Origin of the sequence: Limimaricola hongkongensis DSM 17492, assembly GCF_000600975.2 — a bacterium.
GTDB classification, from domain to species: domain Bacteria; phylum Pseudomonadota; class Alphaproteobacteria; order Rhodobacterales; family Rhodobacteraceae; genus Limimaricola; species Limimaricola hongkongensis.
The window spans coordinates 1-16,567 of the sequence record NZ_KK088649.1 but is presented as its reverse complement, the minus strand read 5'-3'; the positions used below and the strand labels follow the sequence as shown (position 1 = coordinate 16,567).

Here is a 16,567-nt window from a genome sequence, read left to right as displayed (position 1 = left end):
AATCGTGCCGGGGCCCGGGTTCTGTGTCGGCCCGGTGGAGCTGGTGCTTGTTTGACCCTGCGTCCGGCAACAATGCGTTGCACCCCTTGCGCAAACGCGCGACAGAGCCGCACCGTAGCAGGTGCGCGCGACAGGGAGGACAGGACCGCATGACACAATTGCAGACGATCTTCGGCTGGATCGGGGATGCCACGTGGGGCTGGGCGCTGATCCCGTTCCTCGTCGTTCTCGGCGGGGCCTTCACCCTGATCTCGGGCTTCGTGCAGCTGCGCTTCTTCGGGCGCATGTGGGGCGTGCTGTCGGATGGCGGCGACCGCGATGGCGGCGTCTCCTCGCGCGAGGCGCTGCTGGTCTCGATCGGTGGCCGGGTCGGCGGCGGCAACATCGCCGGCGTCGCGGTGGCGATCACGCTGGGCGGGCCTGGCGCGGTGTTCTGGATGTGGGTGGTGGCGCTGATCGGCATGGCCACCTCGCTGTTCGAATGCGCGCTGGCCCAGCTCTACAAGCGGACCGAGCCCGACGGCACCTATCGCGGCGGCCCGGCGCAATACATCATCCACGGCCTGGGTGAACGCTTCAACTGGCTCGCCATCCTCTACGCGGTCTGCCTGCTGGCCTCGTTCGGGCTCGGCTTTTCGGCGTTTCAGGGCAACACCGTGGCGGTGGCCGCGAATGACAGCCTCGGGCTCGACCCGATCTGGGTCGGCGCCGGTCTCGCGCTGGTGACGGCGGTCATCGTGTTCGGCGGCATCAAGCGGATCGCCAAGGTCTCCGACGTGGTGATCCCGGTGATGGCGCTGGGCTACATCGTGCTGGCGCTGGCGGTGATCATCCTCAACATCACCGAGGTGCCGCAGGTGCTGTGGACCATCGTGGCCAACGCGCTGGGCTTCGAGGAGGCGGTCGGCGGCGGCGTCGGCGCGGCGGTGGCGCAAGGCATGCGGCGCGGCCTGTTCTCGAACGAGGCGGGTCTGGGCTCGGCGCCCAACGTGGCGGCGGCGGCGGCGGTGCCGCACCCGATCAGCCAGGGCATCGTGCAGTCGCTGTCGGTCTTCATCGACACCATGATCATCTGCTCCTGCACGGCGCTGGTGATCCTTCTGGGCGATGTCTACGTGCCCGGCTCCGAGGATGTGAACGGCGTGGCGCTCACCCAGCAGAGCCTCGTGGGGCATTTGGGCGAATGGGCGCAATACTTCCTGACCGGGGCGGTGCTGCTCTTCGCGTTCTCCTCGATCATCTACAACTACTATCTCGGCGAGACCGCCGTCTCGGTGCTGTCGGGGTCCTGGATCGCGCGGCTTGCGCTGCGCATCGCGGTGCCGGTGGTGGTGTTTCTCGGCGCGGCCGCGCCCGGCGCCACGGCGGTGTTCTTCTTCTCGGATCCGCTGATGGGGCTTCTGGCGCTGGTCAACCTGCTGGCGCTGGCGATGCTGTTCCCGGTCGGGCTGCGGCTTCTGGCCGATTACCGCCGCCAGCTGCGCGCCGGCGCGGTGGAGCCGGTGCTGGAGATCGACGATTACGCCGATCTCGACATCGACCGCGGCGCCTGGGCGGTGCCGGCCCGGACCCGGCCGCTCGGCTGAGGGCCACGACCCGTCAGACAGGAAAGGGGGCCGCGCGGCCCCCTTTTTTGATGCGCGGTTTCAAAAACCGGTGGGCGGGTTCTTGCGGCCCGGACGCGAGCGGTAGGCCGGCAGCGACCAGCCGCGCCACAGCGCCACGATCCTGAGCGTGAAGGCGAGCCCGAAGCCGGCCAGCGCCGCCGCCTCGCGGCCCGCGCCGAAGATCACCAGCGCCGCGCAGGCCGCGGCCCCCAGCATCGAGGCCGCGACATAGATCTCGCGGCGCAGGATCACCGACGGCTCGTGGCCCAGCGTGTCGCGGATGATGCCGCCGACATTGGCGGTGATCACGCCCATGGCGATCGCCACCGTCACGCCCGCGCCCGCATCGAGCGCCTTGAGCGTGCCGACCACGCTCACCAGCGCCATGCCGAACGCGTCGAGCCACAGGATGTAGCGGTAGCGGTATTCCATCAGATGCGCGCCGAAATGGGTGGCGATCGCGGTCAGGATGCAGGCGATGACCGGGGTGGGGTCTTCGACCCAGAACACCGGCTGGCCAAGGATCAGGTCGCGCGTGGTGCCGCCGCCGACGCCGGTGATGACGGCGAACCAGACGAAGCCGAGGATGTCGAGCTCCTTGCGCGAGGCGACGAGCGCGCCGGTGGCGGCAAAGGAGACGGCGGAAAGGAGGTCGAGCGCCACGAGCAGCGGCGCGAGAGGCAGGTCCATGGCGAGGCTCCGGGCGTCAGGAGGGGCGAAGGCGCCCTCCTAGACATTGCCGGGCCCAAGTCAACGCATGGTTCAGGCGGCGAGCGGCGCGAAGGTGTCGCGCAGGCGGATGAGATCATCGATCCGGCCCGATGTCATCACCTGCAGCGGGCTGCGGCCGCCAAGCGCCGATTGCCGCGCGCGGATCCAGTCGGCGGGGCCGACCCCCGTGGTTTCGCCGCGGATCGCGACATGGATGTCGCGCAAAAGCGCCATGCGGCGCAGCCGTTCGCGATCGACGATCTCGACCCGGCCCGCGCACCAGCGGCGCCAGCTTTCGGGCTGCATGCCGCCCAGGATCGCGACCATCTGCGCGTCGCGCAGTTCCCAGACCCGGGCGAGAAGGACGGCGGTGCGCACCAGCGGGGCGGTTTCCGCGGAGCTGACCTGGCGTTCGGCGGTCTCGATGGGCTGGGCGGCTGCGAACAAGGGCGATCTCCTCTGGCTCTGCCTTCGCTATACCCGAGTCGGGTTAACGGGGCAGAAACGGTTCCGCCAAGCCCCCGGCATTGAGCGGGTTTTTGCCGATCGGCGGTTCAGCCCGGCCCGGCCTCGGCCTCTGCCGCGGCGAGCGCCGCGCCGATCCGCGCGGCCATGTGATCGAGAAACAGCCGCATTTTCGGATCCTGCAGCCGCCGATGCGTGAACAGGCAGGCCATCTGCACCGGCAGCGGCGGAGTGCGCGTGCAGACCGCCACCAGCCGCCCGGCGGCGAGGTGGTCGGCCACCTCGAACACCGGTTTCATGGCGATGCCCGCCCCGGCGAGCGCCCAGTCGGTCAGCACGTCGCCATCGTCGCATTCGAGCCGCCCCGCCACCGGGTGGGGGCGCGGACCCTGCGGCGTCTGCAGCGTCCAGCGGAATTCGGTCGCGCCGGGAAAGCGCAGGTTGAGACAGTCGTGCCGCTGCGCCAGCAGCTCGGCGCCATCCGCGGGCGCGCCGCGCCGGGCGATGTAGCCGGGGGCGGCGCAGAGCACGCGGGCGCAGGTGGCGATCTGGCGGATCGTCAGGTCGCTGTCGGCGGGCCGCCCGAGGAAAAAGCGCAGATCGATCGCCTCGGCGGTGAGGTCGATCATCCGGTCCGACAGCCGCAGCCGCAGATCGACCTGCGGATAGGCCTGCGCGAAACCGGGCAGCTCGGGCGCGATCAGCCGCCGCCCGACGCCCAGCGGGGCGGCGACATGGATCGTGCCGCGCGGGGTTTCGGTGATGCGCGAGACCAGCGCCTCGGCCTCCTCGACCCGTTCGAGCACGGCGCGGGCGCCGTCATAGAAGCTGCGCCCCTGTTCGGTGGGGGCGAGGCTGCGGGTGGTGCGCTGGAACAGCCGCACGCCCAGATGCGTCTCGAGCTGGCCGATCCGGGCCGAGGTCACGGCGGCGGAGATGCGCAGGTCGCGCCCGGCCGCCGACATCGAGCCCAGCTCGTAGACCCTCACGAAGGTGCGGATGTTGTCGAGATAGGCCAAGGGCGCGGCTCCGTCATTGCTGCCTCGGGGGGATACGCGCTCATCCGCGCCGGGACCAGACGCGCGGCCCCGGCTCAGCCGAGAATGCCGGGGCCGATCAGCATCACCAGCACCGGCAGCGGCGCGGTGGCCAGCGCCAGCGTCACCAGCACCGGCAGCGGGTGGAACAGCCGGCTCAGCCCGGCGGCAAGCAGGATGCCGCCGCCGCCGCCGATCAGCGAATTGCCCGGCAGGTTCACCAAGAGCGCCAGCAGCAGGTAGCGCCGCCGCAGCACCCAGCTTCGGGCCCAGCCCGGGACGCTGGCCTCGAGGCGGCGCATCCGCAGCTCGGGGTCGGTCTCGCGCAGGCGGGCCAGCGCGGCGGCGGCGCGGTCGAGCCCGACCCGCTCCAGCGCCCGGCAGATCCGGGGTGCCGCGAGCGCGCGCCCCGCGCCAAAGGCGATCAGCAGCCCCAGCGCCGTGGCCCCCCAGACAAAGGGCGCGGCGGCGGGGCCATGCGCCATCAGGAGCGCCAGCCCGATCTCGGCGCCGGGCACGAAGGGGATCGCCAGCACCAGCGCATAGACCAGCAAGAGCCCGACCACGGCGGCGCCGAACAGCTCCATGCGCCCCTGCTCGGCCATCTCGGCGGCAAGGTCGCGCATCCAGAAGGCCAGCCAGAGATTGGCCGCGACCAGCACCGCGAGCAGCGCCAGCCGGACGGCAAGACGGGGCAGGGCGATGCGCATCGAAACTCCGGGAGCGGGTGGACGCCCCCTATCTATGGCCCGCACCGGCAAATCGCCAGAGCGGGCTAGATCGACGGCGCCACGACGATTCGCGTGCCCCATTCGGCGCAGCGCTGCGCCAGCGCGGCGGGCGGGGGCGCGTCGGTGTAGAAGGCGTCGATCTCGCGCAGCGAGGCGATGCGCGCGGGCGCCGAGCGCGAGAACTTGGAATGATCGGCCACCAGCACGGTGCGGCGCGACCGGCCCAGAAGGCTCTGGTTCACGCCGACCTCCTCGATGTCGAAATCCAGAAGGTCGCCGGTCTCGTCGAGCGCCGAGCAGCCGATCACCGCGAGGTCGAACTTGAACTGCTGGATCGTGCGGGTGGTCAGCGCGCCGACCAGCCCGCCATCCGAACGGCGGAGCGCGCCGCCGGTGACGATCACCTGCGCCTCGGCGTTCTCGGCGAGGATCGTGGCGACGTTCATGTTGTTGGTCACCACCATCAGCCCGCGATGGCGCAAAAGCGCGCGCGCCACCGCCTCGGTCGAGGTGCCGATGTTGAGAAAGATCGACGCGTCGTCCGAGATCTCGGCGGCGCAGGCGGCGGCGATCGCGGCCTTGGCGTCGGGGTTGAGCGTGCGGCGGTGTTCGTAGCCGATATTGACCGTGCCCGAGGGCAGCACCGCGCCGCCATGCACCCGGTCGAGCCGCCCGGCCTCTGCGAGATCGCTGAGATCGCGGCGGATCGTCTGCAGCGTGACCTTGAAATGCTCGGCCAGCCCCTCGACCGTGACGCGCCCCTCGCGGCGCGCGATCTCGAGGATTTCCGGCTGTCTGAAGCTTTGCGACATGGTGCGGTCCCGTGGTGAGTGTTCCATAATGCGCGAAAATGCGCGGTATGCAATGTTTCGAGACCGCATTCTGGACCGATCGCCCGTGCCGCCAAGGCTGGTTTTCGGCCGGGAACCTGAAAAACAGGGCCTGTCATGCCCGCTGTGCCGCAGAATCCGCGTGCCGCGCGGGGCAGGGGCGGGGGCAGGCGCAGCGCGGAGCGGGGCGCGAAAAGCGAACCAAAACGAAAAAACCATCTTGCCAAACGCGGGCCTCGGAGTCAGGATCATCCCGAAATCGAACACGGGCGCAGGGGAGGTCCACTTGCCGGCAATCCAGACATCCGAACCCGTGAGCGACCTGTTCGTGATCGGCGGTGGCATCAATGGCTGCGGTATTGCGCGCGACGCCTCGGGGCGCGGCCTGTCGGTGGTGCTGGCCGAGATGGACGATCTCGCTCAGGCGACCTCGTCATCCTCGACCAAGCTGTTCCATGGCGGGCTGCGCTATCTCGAATATTTCGAGTTCCGGCTGGTGCGCGAGGCGCTGATCGAGCGCGAGACGCTGCTGCGCGCCATGCCGCATATCTCGTGGCCGATGCGCTTCGTGCTGCCCTATCACCCGTCGATGCGCTTCGAGAGCGACACCCCGACCTCCAAGCTTCTGGGCACGGTGATGCCGTGGATGAAGGGCCGCCGCCCGGCCTGGCTGATCCGGCTGGGCCTGTTCATGTATGACAATCTGGGCGGGCGGAAGATCCTGCCGGGCACGCGCACCGTCGATCTGCGCGCCGACCCGGCCGGTGTGCCGCTCAATGCCGAATTCGAGACCGCCTACGAATATTCCGACTGCTGGGTCGAGGATTCGCGGCTCGTCGTGCTCAACGCCCGCGACGCCGAGGCGCGCGGGGCGAAGATCATGACGCGGACCCGCGTGCTGCACGCCGCGCGCGAAGGCGACCTGTGGGCCGTCGAGGTCGAGGACCGCGAGACCGGCGCGCGCCGCACGCATCGGGCAAAGATGCTGGTCAATGCCGGCGGGCCGTGGGTCGGCAAGCTTCTGAAGGGCGCGATCGATGTCGAGACCCGCGAGGGCGTCCGGCTCGTGCGCGGCAGCCACATCGTCACCAAGCGGCTCTATGATCACGACAAGTGCTATTTCTTCCAGGGCACCGACGGGCGGATCATCTTCGCGATCCCCTACGAGACCGATTTCACGCTGATCGGCACCACCGATGCCGATCATCCCGACCCCTCGACGCCCGCCGAATGCACGCCGGAGGAGCAGGAGTACCTGTGCCGCTTCGCCAGCCGGTATTTCGAACGCGACGTGACGCGCGAGGACATCGTCTGGACCTATTCGGGGGTGCGTCCGCTCTATGATGACGGCGCGTCGAGCGCCACGGCGGCGACCCGCGACTACACGCTCAAGGTTCATGCCGAGGGCGGCGCGCCGGTGCTCAACGTCTTTGGCGGCAAGATCACCACCTATCGCCGCCTCGCCGAGAGCGCGATGGAGAAGATCGCGCCGTATTTCGAGACCGAGCGGGAGCGCTGGACCGCCGGGGTGCCGCTGCCGGGCGGCGATTTCCCGGTCGACGGGGTCGAGGCGCTGATCGAGGGGCTGGAGACGGCGTATCCGTTTCTCGACCGGCGCTGGGCGCGGCGGCTGGTGCGGGCCTATGGCACCGAGGCCCGCGCGATCCTCGGGACGGCGAAGACGGCCCAGGATCTGGGGCGCGATTTCGGCGCGACGCTGACCGAGGCCGAGGTCGCGTGGCTGGTCGAAAAGGAATACGCTCGCAGCGCGGATGACGTGCTGTGGAGGCGATCGAAGCTGGGGCTGCGCCTGACCGAGGATCAGGCCGCCGCCCTCGAGGACTGGATGCAAGGAGAGGGGGCCGCGCGGCACGGCTGAGGCCGCCGCGCAGCAGGGAGGAAAGACATGACGCTGACGCTGGAGGGCGTGTCGAAGCGGGTGGAGGGGCAGACCCATATCCACCGCACCGATCTCACGTTGCAGAACGGCACGATGAACGTGCTTCTGGGGCCGACCCTGTCGGGCAAGACGTCGCTGATGCGGCTGATGGCCGGGCTCGATCAGCCCAACACCGGCCGGATCCTGTGGAACGGCGAGGACGTGACCGGGCAGAGGGTGCAGGACCGCAAGGTGGCGATGGTCTACCAGCAGTTCATCAACTACCCGTCGATGACCGTCTACGACAACATCGCCTCGCCGATGCGGATCTCGGGCAAGTCGAAATCCGAGATCGACGCCGCGGTGCGCAAATCCGCCGAGATGATGAAGCTTACCCCGATGCTCGACCGCAAGCCCTTGGAGCTGTCGGGCGGCCAGCAGCAGCGCTGCGCGCTGGCGCGGGCGCTGGTCAAGGATGCGGGTCTGGTGCTTCTGGACGAGCCGCTCGCCAATCTCGACTACAAGCTGCGCGAGGAGCTGCGCGCCGAGATCCCCAAGATCTTCGAGGAGGCGGGCTCGATCTTCGTCTATGCCACCACCGAGCCCGAGGAGGCGCTTTTGCTCGGCGGTCATGTCGCGACGCTGTGGGAAGGCCGGGTGACGCAGTTCGGCCCGACGCCCGAGGTCTACCGCCACCCGGTGGACGCGACCACGGCGCGGGTGTTTTCCGACCCGCCGATGAATTTCCTGCCCTTCGAGAAGCGCGGCGCCGCGCTGCGTCTCGATGGCGGGCGCGAAATCGCGGCGGCCGGGGCGCTGTCGGGGCTGCGCGACGGGCGCTACATGGGGGGCTTCCGCCCCAACCACATGGAGCTGGAGCGCGGACATGAGGGCGACATCGACTTCGACACCCGGCTCGCGGTGACCGAGATCACCGGCTCGGAGACCTTCGTGCATCTCGATCATCACGGCGAACGCTGGGTCGGGCTGATCCACGGGGTACGCAACCTCAAGCCCGGCCAGTCGCTCACCGCCTATCTCGATCCGGCGCATGTCTATGTCTTTGCCGAGGACGGCGCGCTCGTCGCCCCGGCCGCTTACGTGGAGGCCGCCTGACATGGCCAAGATCACGCTCGACAACCTCGCGCATTCCTATCTCAAGCAGCCGCAGAAGGATGACGACTGGGCGCTCAAGGAGCTGAACCACGACTGGGTCGATGGCGAGGCCTACGCGCTTCTGGGCTCGTCCGGCTGCGGCAAGTCCACGCTTCTCAACATCATCTCGGGGCTGTTGCAGCCGAGCCAGGGCCGCATCCTGTTCGACGGGCGCGACGTGACCCACGCGCCGACGGCCGAGCGCAACATCGCGCAGGTGTTCCAGTTCCCGGTGGTCTACGACACCATGTCGGTGGGCGAGAACCTCGCCTTTCCGCTCAAGAACCGGGGCGCCGATCCGAAATACATCGCCGAGCGCGTGAACGCGATCGCCGCGATGATCGGCATGGAGGACCAGCTCAAACGCAAGGCGCGCGGGCTGACCGCCGACGCCAAGCAGAAGATCTCGCTCGGGCGCGGCATGGTGCGCGAGGACGTCAACGCGCTGTTGTTCGACGAGCCGCTGACCGTGATCGACCCGCACATGAAGTGGGAGCTTCGGACCCAGCTCAAGCAGCTGCACCACGATTTCGGCCACACCATGATCTATGTCACCCACGACCAGACCGAGGCGCTCACCTTCGCCGACAAGGTGGTGGTGATGTATGACGGGCGCGTGGTGCAGATCGGCACGCCGCAGGAGCTGTTCGAGCGGCCCGCGCACACCTTCGTCGGCTTCTTCATCGGCTCGCCCGGCATGAACTTGTTCGACGCAGAGATCGCCGGGACCATCGCGACCGTGCAGGGCGCGTCCGTGCCGCTCGGCGGCAGCTACGCGCCCAAGACGGGGCATACGCAGATCGGCGTGCGGCCCGAATTCGTGCGGCTGCAGGCGGGCGGCGAAGGGCTGCCCGCGCGCATCCTGCGCGTCGAGGATGTGGGCCGCCACAAGATCGTCCGGCTCGATGTCGGCGGCACGGCGGCGAACGCGATCCTCGACGAGGGCACGCCGGTGCCCGCTGGCGCCGACCGGGTGGTGTTCGATCCGGGGGCCATCAACGTCTATGCCGATGACTGGCGCGTCGCGCCGCAAGGCGCGCAAGGAGACGGGCCGCAAGGCGCGCAAGGAGACGGGCCGCAAGGCGCGCAAGGAGACGGGCCGCAAGGCGCGCAAGGAGACGGGCCGCAAGGCGCGCAGCAGGGGAGGGCCGCGTGATGAACAAGACCGTCAATCAGAAGGCCTGGTTTCTCGTCCTGCCGGTGCTGATCCTCGTCGGGTTTTCGGCGGTGATCCCGCTGATGACCGTGGTGAACTACTCGGTGCAGGACACCTTCGGCAACAACGTCTTCTTCTGGGCCGGGCTCGACTGGTTCCGCGACATGCTCGAAAGCGAGCGGATGTGGAACGCGCTGGGCCGCCAGCTGGTGTTCTCGGGCATCATTCTCGCGATCGAGGTGCCGCTGGGCATCTTCGTGGCGCTCAACATGCCCAAGAAAGGCTTCTGGGCCTCGTTCTGCCTCGTGCTGATGTCGCTGCCGCTCTTGATCCCGTGGAACGTGGTCGGCACGATCTGGCAGATCTTCGGGCGGGTCGATATCGGCCTTCTGGGCTACACGCTGGCCAAGCTCGGCATCTCCTACAACTACACGCAGGATTTCATCGCCGCCTGGGCCACCGTGATCGTCATGGATGTCTGGCACTGGACCTCGCTGGTGGCGCTTCTGGCCTATGCCGGTCTGCAATCGATCCCCGACGCCTATTACCAGGCCGCCAAGATCGACCAGGCTTCGCGCTGGAAGGTGTTCCGCTTCATCGAGCTGCCCAAGATGGCGGGCGTGCTGATGATCGCGATCCTCTTGCGCTTCATGGACAGCTTCATGATCTATACCGAGCCTTTCGTCGTCACCGGCGGCGGTCCCGGCAACGCCACCACGTTTCTGTCGATCGACCTCGTGAAGATGGCTCTGGGGCAGTTCGACCTTGGACCCGCGGCGGCGTTCAGCCTGATGTACTTCCTCGTCATCCTGCTGATTTCCTGGGTGTTCTACACCGTGATGACCAATCTCGACAAAAGGGAGGGCCGGTGATGACCGACGCGACGACTTCCGCCCCCGGCGCCGCCTCGATCCCCGGCGACGTCTCCGCCGCCGAGCCGCGCGCGCAAAGCCGCCGCCGCTTCCGCCCCTCGGGCTCGGTCGTGGTGATGACGCTCTACCTCGTGTTCCTGATGCTGCCGATCTACTGGCTCATCAACATGAGCCTGAAGACCAACACCGAGATCCTCGGGGCCTTCTCGCTCTGGCCACGCGACCTGACCTTCGCCAACTACGTCAAGATCCTGACCGACCCGTCGTGGTACATGGGCTATGTCAACTCGATCATCTACGTGACGCTCAACACCGTCATCTCGATCGCGGTGGCGCTGCCGGCGGCCTACGCCTTTTCGCGCTACTCCTTCATGGGTGACAAGCACCTGTTCTTCTGGCTGCTGACCAACCGCATGGCGCCGCCGGCGGTGTTCGCGCTGCCCTTCTTCCAGCTCTATTCGTCCGTGGGGCTGTTCGACACGCATATCGCGGTGGCGCTGGCGCATACGCTGTTCAACGTGCCCCTGGCGGTGTGGATCCTCGAGGGCTTCATGCGCGGCGTGCCGCGCGAGATCGACGAGACCGCCTATCTCGACGGCTACTCCTTTCCGAAGTTCTTCGTGAAGATCTTCATGCCGCTGGTGGCGAGCGGCGTCGGCGTTGCGGCTTTCTTCTGCTTTATGTTCTCTTGGGTTGAATTGCTGCTCTCGCGCACACTTACAAGTGTTGACGCCAAGCCGATCGCGGCCACCATGACGCGGACGGTCTCGGCCTCGGGTCTCGACTGGGGCGTGCTGGCGGCGGCGGGGGTGCTGACCATCGTGCCGGGCGCGCTCGTGATCTGGTTCGTGCGCAACTACATCGCCAAGGGCTTTGCCCTGGGCCGCGTCTGAGAAAGGGAGAGACGACATGGCATGGATGGCATGGACCGTTCCGACGGCGATCTTCTTCGGCACGATCGCGACTCTTCTGGTGATCTTCACGCTGCTGGCGGCCCGCTACCCCGAAACGCCGCGCACCGGCGTGCTGGGGATCGAGACGACCCGCGGCGACCGGCTCTTCATCACGCTGCTGGGCTCGGCCTTCATCAATCTCGCCTGGCTCGGCCTCGTCCCCGCGGCGCAGCCCTGGGCGATGCTGGTCTGCCTGATCTACGCCGCGGCGGTGTTCCGCTGGGTCTGACAGGTTCGTTCGGCGCCGATCCGGGAGGCGGCGCCGGTTGCAAGGTTCGTAAAATGGGAGGAAACCATATGAACCCGATCTTGAAATCCACCACCGCGCTGGGCCTCGCGCTCGGGCTTTTGGCCGGGCCGGCCATGGCCGACATGGAGGCCGCGACCAGCTTCCTCGATGAGGAAATCGAACGCTCCGCCCTCTCGCGCGAGGCGCAGGAAGCCGAGATGCAGTGGTTCATCGACGCCGCCGCGCCGTTCTCGGGCATGTCGATCAACGTGGTCTCCGAGACCATCCCGACGCATGAATACGAAGCGACCGTGCTGGCCCCGGCCTTCACCGCGATCACCGGCATCCAGGTCACCCACGACCTGATCGGCGAAGGCGACGTGGTCGAGAAGCTGCAGACGCAGATGCAGTCGGGCGAGAACATCTACGACGCCTATGTCAACGACAGCGACCTGATCGGCACCCATTGGCGCTACCAGCAGGCGCGCAGCCTGACCGACTGGATGGCGAACGAGGGCGCCGACGTCACCAGCCCGACGCTGAACCTCGACGATTTCATCGGTCTGGAGTTCACCACCGGCCCGGATGGCGAGCTTTACCAGCTGCCCGACCAGCAGTTCGCCAACCTCTACTGGTTCCGTCATGACTGGTTCACCGACGAACAGAACATGGCCGACTTCAAGGAGCAGTACGGCTACGATCTGGGCGTGCCGGTCAACTGGTCGGCTTATGAGGACATCGCCGAGTTCTTCACCGGTCGCGAGATCGACGGCAAGACGGTCTATGGCCACATGGATTACGGCAAGAAGGACCCGAGCCTCGGCTGGCGCTTCACCGACGCGTGGATGTCGATGGCCGGCATGGGCGATGTCGGCGAGCCCAACGGCCTGCCGGTCGACGAATGGGGCGTGCGCGTCAACGAGAACAGCCAGCCGGTCGGCTCCTGCGTGGCCCGCGGCGGCGCCACCAACTCCCCGGCGGCGGTCTATGCGATCGAGAAATACGTCGACTGGCTGAAGGCCTACGCGCCGCCGGCCGCGGCGGGCATGACCTTCTCGGAATCCGGCCCGATCCCGGCGCAGGGTGAGATCGCCCAGCAGATGTTCATGTACACCACCTTCGTGCCGTCGCTGGTCGAAGAGGGCATCCCGGTCGTGAACGAGGACGGCTCGCCCAAATGGCGTCTCGCGCCCAGCCCGCACGGGGTCTACTGGGAAGAGGGCATGAAGGTCGGCTATCAGGACGTGGGCTCCTGGACCATCCTCGACAGCACCCCGGTGGACGAGGCCAAGGCGGCCTGGCTCTATGCCCAGTTCGTCACCTCGCAGACCGTCGATGTCGAGAAGTCGCATGCGGGCCTGACCTTCATCCGCGAGTCGACGATCCAGCACGAAAGCTTCACCGAACGTGCCCCGGCGCTGGGCGGTCTCGTGGAGTTCTACCGCTCGCCCGACCGGGTGCGCTGGTCGCCCACCGGCACCAACATCCCCGACTATCCCAAGCTGGCGCAGCTGTGGTGGCAGAACATCGGCGATGCCTCCTCGGGCGCGAAATCGGCGCAGGAAGCGCTCGACAGCCTGTGCGAGCAGCAGGAGCAGGTGCTCGAGCGGCTCGAGCGGGCCGGCATCCAGGGCGATCTCGGTCCCGTCATGAACGAGGAGCAGGATCCGCAATACTGGCTCGACCAGCCCGGCGCGCCCAAGCCCGAGCTGGAGAACGAGGACGAGGAGCCCAAGACCATCAGCTACGAAGAGCTGATCCAGTCCTGGCAGTAAGCCTTTGAACCGCCGGGGCCCGCATCCGGGCCCCGGCCCATCGCGCCGCGGGCGGGTCCGTCCCGCCCGCGGCGTTTCACTTCAAGACACGAGCACCCGATGACCCACATCCTCGCCATCGACCAGGGCACCACCTCGAGCCGCGCCATCCTCTTCGACGCCGAGATGAAGATCGTCGAGATGGCGCAGGAGGAGTTTCCGCAGCATTATCCCGACAGCGGCTGGGTCGAACACGACCCGGACGATCTGTGGGCCACGACGCTGCGCGTCTGCCGCGCGGTGCTCGACCGCACCGGCACCGCCGCCACCGACATCGCCGGCATCGGCATCACCAACCAGCGCGAGACCACGCTGGTCTGGGAGCGCGAGACCGGGCGCCCGATCCACAACGCCATCGTCTGGCAGGACCGCCGCACCGCTGCCTTCTGTCGCGACTGGCGCGCGCGCGGCGAGGAAGAGACCGTCACCACCAAGACCGGGCTGATCATCGATCCGTATTTCTCGGGCACCAAGCTCAAATGGATTCTCGACCATGTCGACGGCGCCCGCGACCGGGCGCGGGCGGGCGAGCTTCTGTTCGGCACGGTCGACAGCTGGCTGATCTGGAACCTGACCGGGGGCGCGGTGCACGCCACCGACGCCACCAATGCCTGCCGCACCATGCTCTACGACATCCACAAGGGCTGCTGGAGCAGCACCATCTGCGGCATGCTCGACATCCCGATGGAGATGCTGCCCGAGGTGCGCGACTGCGCCGCCGATTTCGGCACCGCGCAGACCGATCACCTGGGCGCCGAGATCCAGATCCTCGGCGTGGCGGGCGACCAGCAGGCCGCGACGCTGGGGCAGGCCTGCTTTGCGCCCGGCATGCTGAAATCCACCTATGGCACCGGCTGCTTCGCGCTTTTGAACACCGGCGAGGCGCCGGTGCGCTCCACCCACCGGCTCCTGACCACCGTGGCCTACCAGCTCGATGGCAAGCCGACCTACGCGCTCGAAGGCTCGATCTTCATCGCCGGCGCGGTGGTGCAATGGCTGCGCGACGGGCTTGGCCTGATCGAGGCGGCATCCGAAACGCAGGGGATGGCCGAGGCGTCGGACCCGCAGCAGCGGGTGATCATGGTGCCCGCCTTCACGGGCCTGGGCGCGCCCTATTGGGACGCCGAATGCCGCGGCGCGGTGTTCGGGCTCACCCGCAACACCGGCCCGCGCGAAATGGCGCGCGCCGCGCTCGAAAGCGTCGGCTACCAGACCCGCGATCTTCTGGAGGCGATGCGCGCCGATTGGCAGGACGCGTCCGAGCGCGCGACGCTGCGCGTCGATGGCGGCATGAGCGCCAGCGACTGGACCATGCAGTTCCTCGCCGACATCACCGATGCGCCGGTCGACCGGCCCGAAATCACCGAAACCACGGCGCTGGGCGTGGCCTGGCTCGCGGGCATGCGGGCCGGGATCTATCCCGACCAGCAGGGTTTCGCCGCGAACTGGAAGCTTGACCGCAGCTTCTCTCCCGAAATGGAGGAAGAGACGCGCGAGGCGGGCTACGCGGCCTGGGGGCGCGCGGTCGCCGCGACCCGCTCGGTATGAGCGGTTTCGACATCCTGACCGCGGGTCGTGTCTCCTTTGGCCGGGGCCGCGCGTCGGAGGCCGCCGGGGCGATCCACGCCCGTGGCACGCGCGTGCTGCTGTTGCGCGGCGGTCATGCGGGCGCCGACCGCCTGGCCGCCGAGCTGCGCGCGCGCGGCGCGACGGTCGAGGAGATCCGGCAGGCGGGCGAGCCGCTCATCGACGATCTCGACGCCGTGGTGGCGCGGGGCCGCGAGAGCCGCATCGATGTCGTGGCGGCATTGGGCGGCGGTTCGGCGATCGACATGGCCAAGGCCGCGGCGGCGCTGATTCCCGCGCCGGGCGGGGCGATGCGCCATCTCGAGGTGGTGGGAGAGGGGCGGCCACTGGAGGCGGCCCCCTTGCCCTTCGTCGCGCTGCCGACCACCGCCGGCACCGGCGCCGAGGTCACCAAGAACGCGGTGATCGGCGTGCCGTCGCATGGCCGCAAGGTGTCCTTGCGCGACGATCGCATGCTGGCCGATCTCGCCATCGTCGATCCGGCCCTGACCGACGCCGCACCGCGCGGCGTGACGCTGGCCTCGGGGCTCGACGCGGTGACGCAGGTGATCGAGCCGTACCTGTCCTGCCGCGCCACGCCCTTCACCGATGCGCTGTGCCGCGACGCGATCCCGCGCGGGCTGGCGGCGCTGATGCGGCTGATGAGGCAGGAGAGCGAGACGGCGCGCGATGACCTCGCGCTGACCAGCCTGTTCGGCGGGCTGGCCCTGGCCAATGCGGGGCTGGGGGCGGTGCATGGCTTTGCGGGTGTGCTCGGCGGACGGGTCGGGGCGCCGCATGGCGCGCTATGCGGCCGCCTGCTGCCCGGCGTGCTGCGCGCCAATGCTCGTGCCGTGGCGGGGCAGGGGGGCGACATGACCCGCCATCACGAGGTGGCCGGCTGGATCGCGGCGGCGCTGGGGGAGGGAGGCGATCCCCTCGACGCGCTGGAGGCATGGATCGACGGCTGCGGCCTGCCCCGGCTCGGTGCAATGGGTGTCCCGGCCGCCGAGATCCCCGATCTGGCCGAGGCTTCGCGCGCCTCCTCCTCAATGCGCGGCAACCCGGTGGAGCTGCCGTTGGCGGCGCTCGAAGCGGCCTTGCGCGACAGCCTGTGACGGCGGCGGCGAAGCCACGGGCAAGCCGTTTGTCGGGCGATGTGAACTTTTTTCGGTTTCGGGGTGTTTTTGCTGTTGCGACTCGCACGCCCCATCCCTAGATAGCCCCTCACCGGCGGCGCAGAGATGCACTGACGGGAACGACATTCCGAAGGGAACGGGGCGGGGTGCCATTGAGTGGCGCTCTGGTTTGGTTTTCTTCACGCTCTTTGACATCGCAGATATCTGAAGAGATATGCGGGCGGCTTCGGTTCATTTCGATGGATCAACGTCTGTATGTCGCGCCGGTAGGGGCTTGCCCCGATGACCGGTGTCAGCTTCACCGTTTGACGGACTTTCGGTTTCTGATGAAACCTGGAAGCACGGTCAGACGGATGACTGTCCCATCCAGCCGGATGGGACGATGTGCAGAGGTTCGAACGTCAAGGATAACCGCGCAAGCGG

General features: G+C 68.2%; 15 protein-coding genes. 10 read left to right on the top strand and 5 right to left on the bottom strand.

The window, feature by feature from the left end:
* The first annotated feature begins 149 nt into the window (after window positions 1-149).
* A complete protein-coding gene (locus LOKHON_RS01995; protein ID WP_017928067.1) occupies window positions 150-1,586 on the top strand; it encodes an alanine/glycine:cation symporter family protein in 1,437 nt (478 codons plus the stop codon).
* Window positions 1,587-1,646: 60 nt separating this feature from the next.
* Here LOKHON_RS01995 and LOKHON_RS01990 read toward each other — a convergent pair whose 3' ends face one another.
* The 5 genes from LOKHON_RS01990 to LOKHON_RS01970 all read right to left on the bottom strand — a co-directional run bounded on the left by LOKHON_RS01990 (window position 1,647) and on the right by LOKHON_RS01970 (window position 5,363).
* The gene (locus LOKHON_RS01990; protein WP_017928068.1) at window positions 1,647-2,297 is read right to left on the bottom strand and encodes a trimeric intracellular cation channel family protein; all 651 of its coding nucleotides are present in this window, start codon (window positions 2,295-2,297) and stop codon (window positions 1,647-1,649) included.
* 72 nt (window positions 2,298-2,369) lie between these two features.
* Window positions 2,370-2,765, bottom strand: coding sequence for a DUF2384 domain-containing protein (locus tag LOKHON_RS01985; RefSeq protein ID WP_017928069.1), 396 nt, complete (start codon window positions 2,763-2,765; stop codon window positions 2,370-2,372).
* Window positions 2,766-2,872: 107 nt separating this feature from the next.
* Window positions 2,873-3,802 carry a LysR family transcriptional regulator gene (locus LOKHON_RS01980; RefSeq protein ID WP_017928070.1) on the bottom strand — a complete coding sequence of 310 codons (930 nt, stop codon included), beginning with the start codon at window positions 3,800-3,802 and terminating at the stop codon, window positions 2,873-2,875.
* A gap of 74 nt (window positions 3,803-3,876) precedes the next feature.
* Window positions 3,877-4,530 carry a hypothetical protein gene (locus LOKHON_RS01975; protein ID WP_017928071.1) on the bottom strand — a complete coding sequence of 218 codons (654 nt, stop codon included), beginning with the start codon at window positions 4,528-4,530 and terminating at the stop codon, window positions 3,877-3,879.
* Window positions 4,531-4,595: 65 nt separating this feature from the next.
* Window positions 4,596-5,363 (bottom strand): DeoR/GlpR family DNA-binding transcription regulator, encoded by a 768-nt coding sequence (locus tag LOKHON_RS01970; protein WP_017928072.1) that lies wholly within the window; start codon window positions 5,361-5,363, stop codon window positions 4,596-4,598.
* Between the two features lie 331 nt (window positions 5,364-5,694).
* Here LOKHON_RS01970 and glpD point away from each other — a divergent pair, with 331 nt between their 5' ends.
* The 9 genes from glpD to LOKHON_RS01925 all read left to right on the top strand — a co-directional run bounded on the left by glpD (window position 5,695) and on the right by LOKHON_RS01925 (window position 16,123).
* Entirely contained in the window at window positions 5,695-7,260 is a 1,566-nt protein-coding gene (gene glpD / locus LOKHON_RS01965) for a glycerol-3-phosphate dehydrogenase (RefSeq protein ID WP_245631418.1), read from the top strand.
* Between the two features lie 27 nt (window positions 7,261-7,287).
* On the top strand, window positions 7,288-8,376 hold the full coding sequence (locus LOKHON_RS01960; RefSeq protein WP_017928074.1) for an ABC transporter ATP-binding protein: 1,089 nt from the start codon (window positions 7,288-7,290) through the stop codon (window positions 8,374-8,376).
* Window position 8,377: 1 nt separating this feature from the next.
* Complete coding sequence (locus tag LOKHON_RS01955) at window positions 8,378-9,571, top strand: ABC transporter ATP-binding protein (RefSeq protein ID WP_017928075.1); 1,194 nt, start codon at window positions 8,378-8,380, stop codon at window positions 9,569-9,571.
* Window positions 9,571-10,443: a carbohydrate ABC transporter permease gene (locus LOKHON_RS01950; protein WP_017928076.1), complete on the top strand. Its 873-nt coding sequence runs from the start codon at window positions 9,571-9,573 to the stop codon at window positions 10,441-10,443. The genes LOKHON_RS01955 and LOKHON_RS01950 overlap by 1 nt, the downstream gene beginning before the upstream one ends.
* Window positions 10,443-11,336, top strand: a complete 894-nt coding sequence (locus LOKHON_RS01945) for a carbohydrate ABC transporter permease (RefSeq protein WP_017928077.1) — start codon at window positions 10,443-10,445, stop codon at window positions 11,334-11,336. Before LOKHON_RS01950 ends, LOKHON_RS01945 begins: the two co-directional genes overlap by 1 nt.
* 16 nt (window positions 11,337-11,352) lie before the next feature.
* Complete coding sequence (locus tag LOKHON_RS01940; protein WP_017928078.1) at window positions 11,353-11,625, top strand: DUF2160 domain-containing protein; 273 nt, start codon at window positions 11,353-11,355, stop codon at window positions 11,623-11,625.
* A 68-nt stretch (window positions 11,626-11,693) separates the two neighbouring features.
* A complete protein-coding gene (locus tag LOKHON_RS01935; RefSeq protein ID WP_017928079.1) occupies window positions 11,694-13,400 on the top strand; it encodes an ABC transporter substrate-binding protein in 1,707 nt (568 codons plus the stop codon).
* A 99-nt stretch (window positions 13,401-13,499) separates the two neighbouring features.
* The gene (gene glpK, locus LOKHON_RS01930; RefSeq protein WP_017928080.1) at window positions 13,500-14,987 is read left to right on the top strand and encodes a glycerol kinase GlpK; all 1,488 of its coding nucleotides are present in this window, start codon (window positions 13,500-13,502) and stop codon (window positions 14,985-14,987) included.
* Window positions 14,984-16,123 (top strand): iron-containing alcohol dehydrogenase, encoded by a 1,140-nt coding sequence (locus LOKHON_RS01925; RefSeq protein WP_017928081.1) that lies wholly within the window; start codon window positions 14,984-14,986, stop codon window positions 16,121-16,123. Before glpK ends, LOKHON_RS01925 begins: the two co-directional genes overlap by 4 nt.
* The last annotated feature ends 444 nt before the right edge of the window (window positions 16,124-16,567 follow it).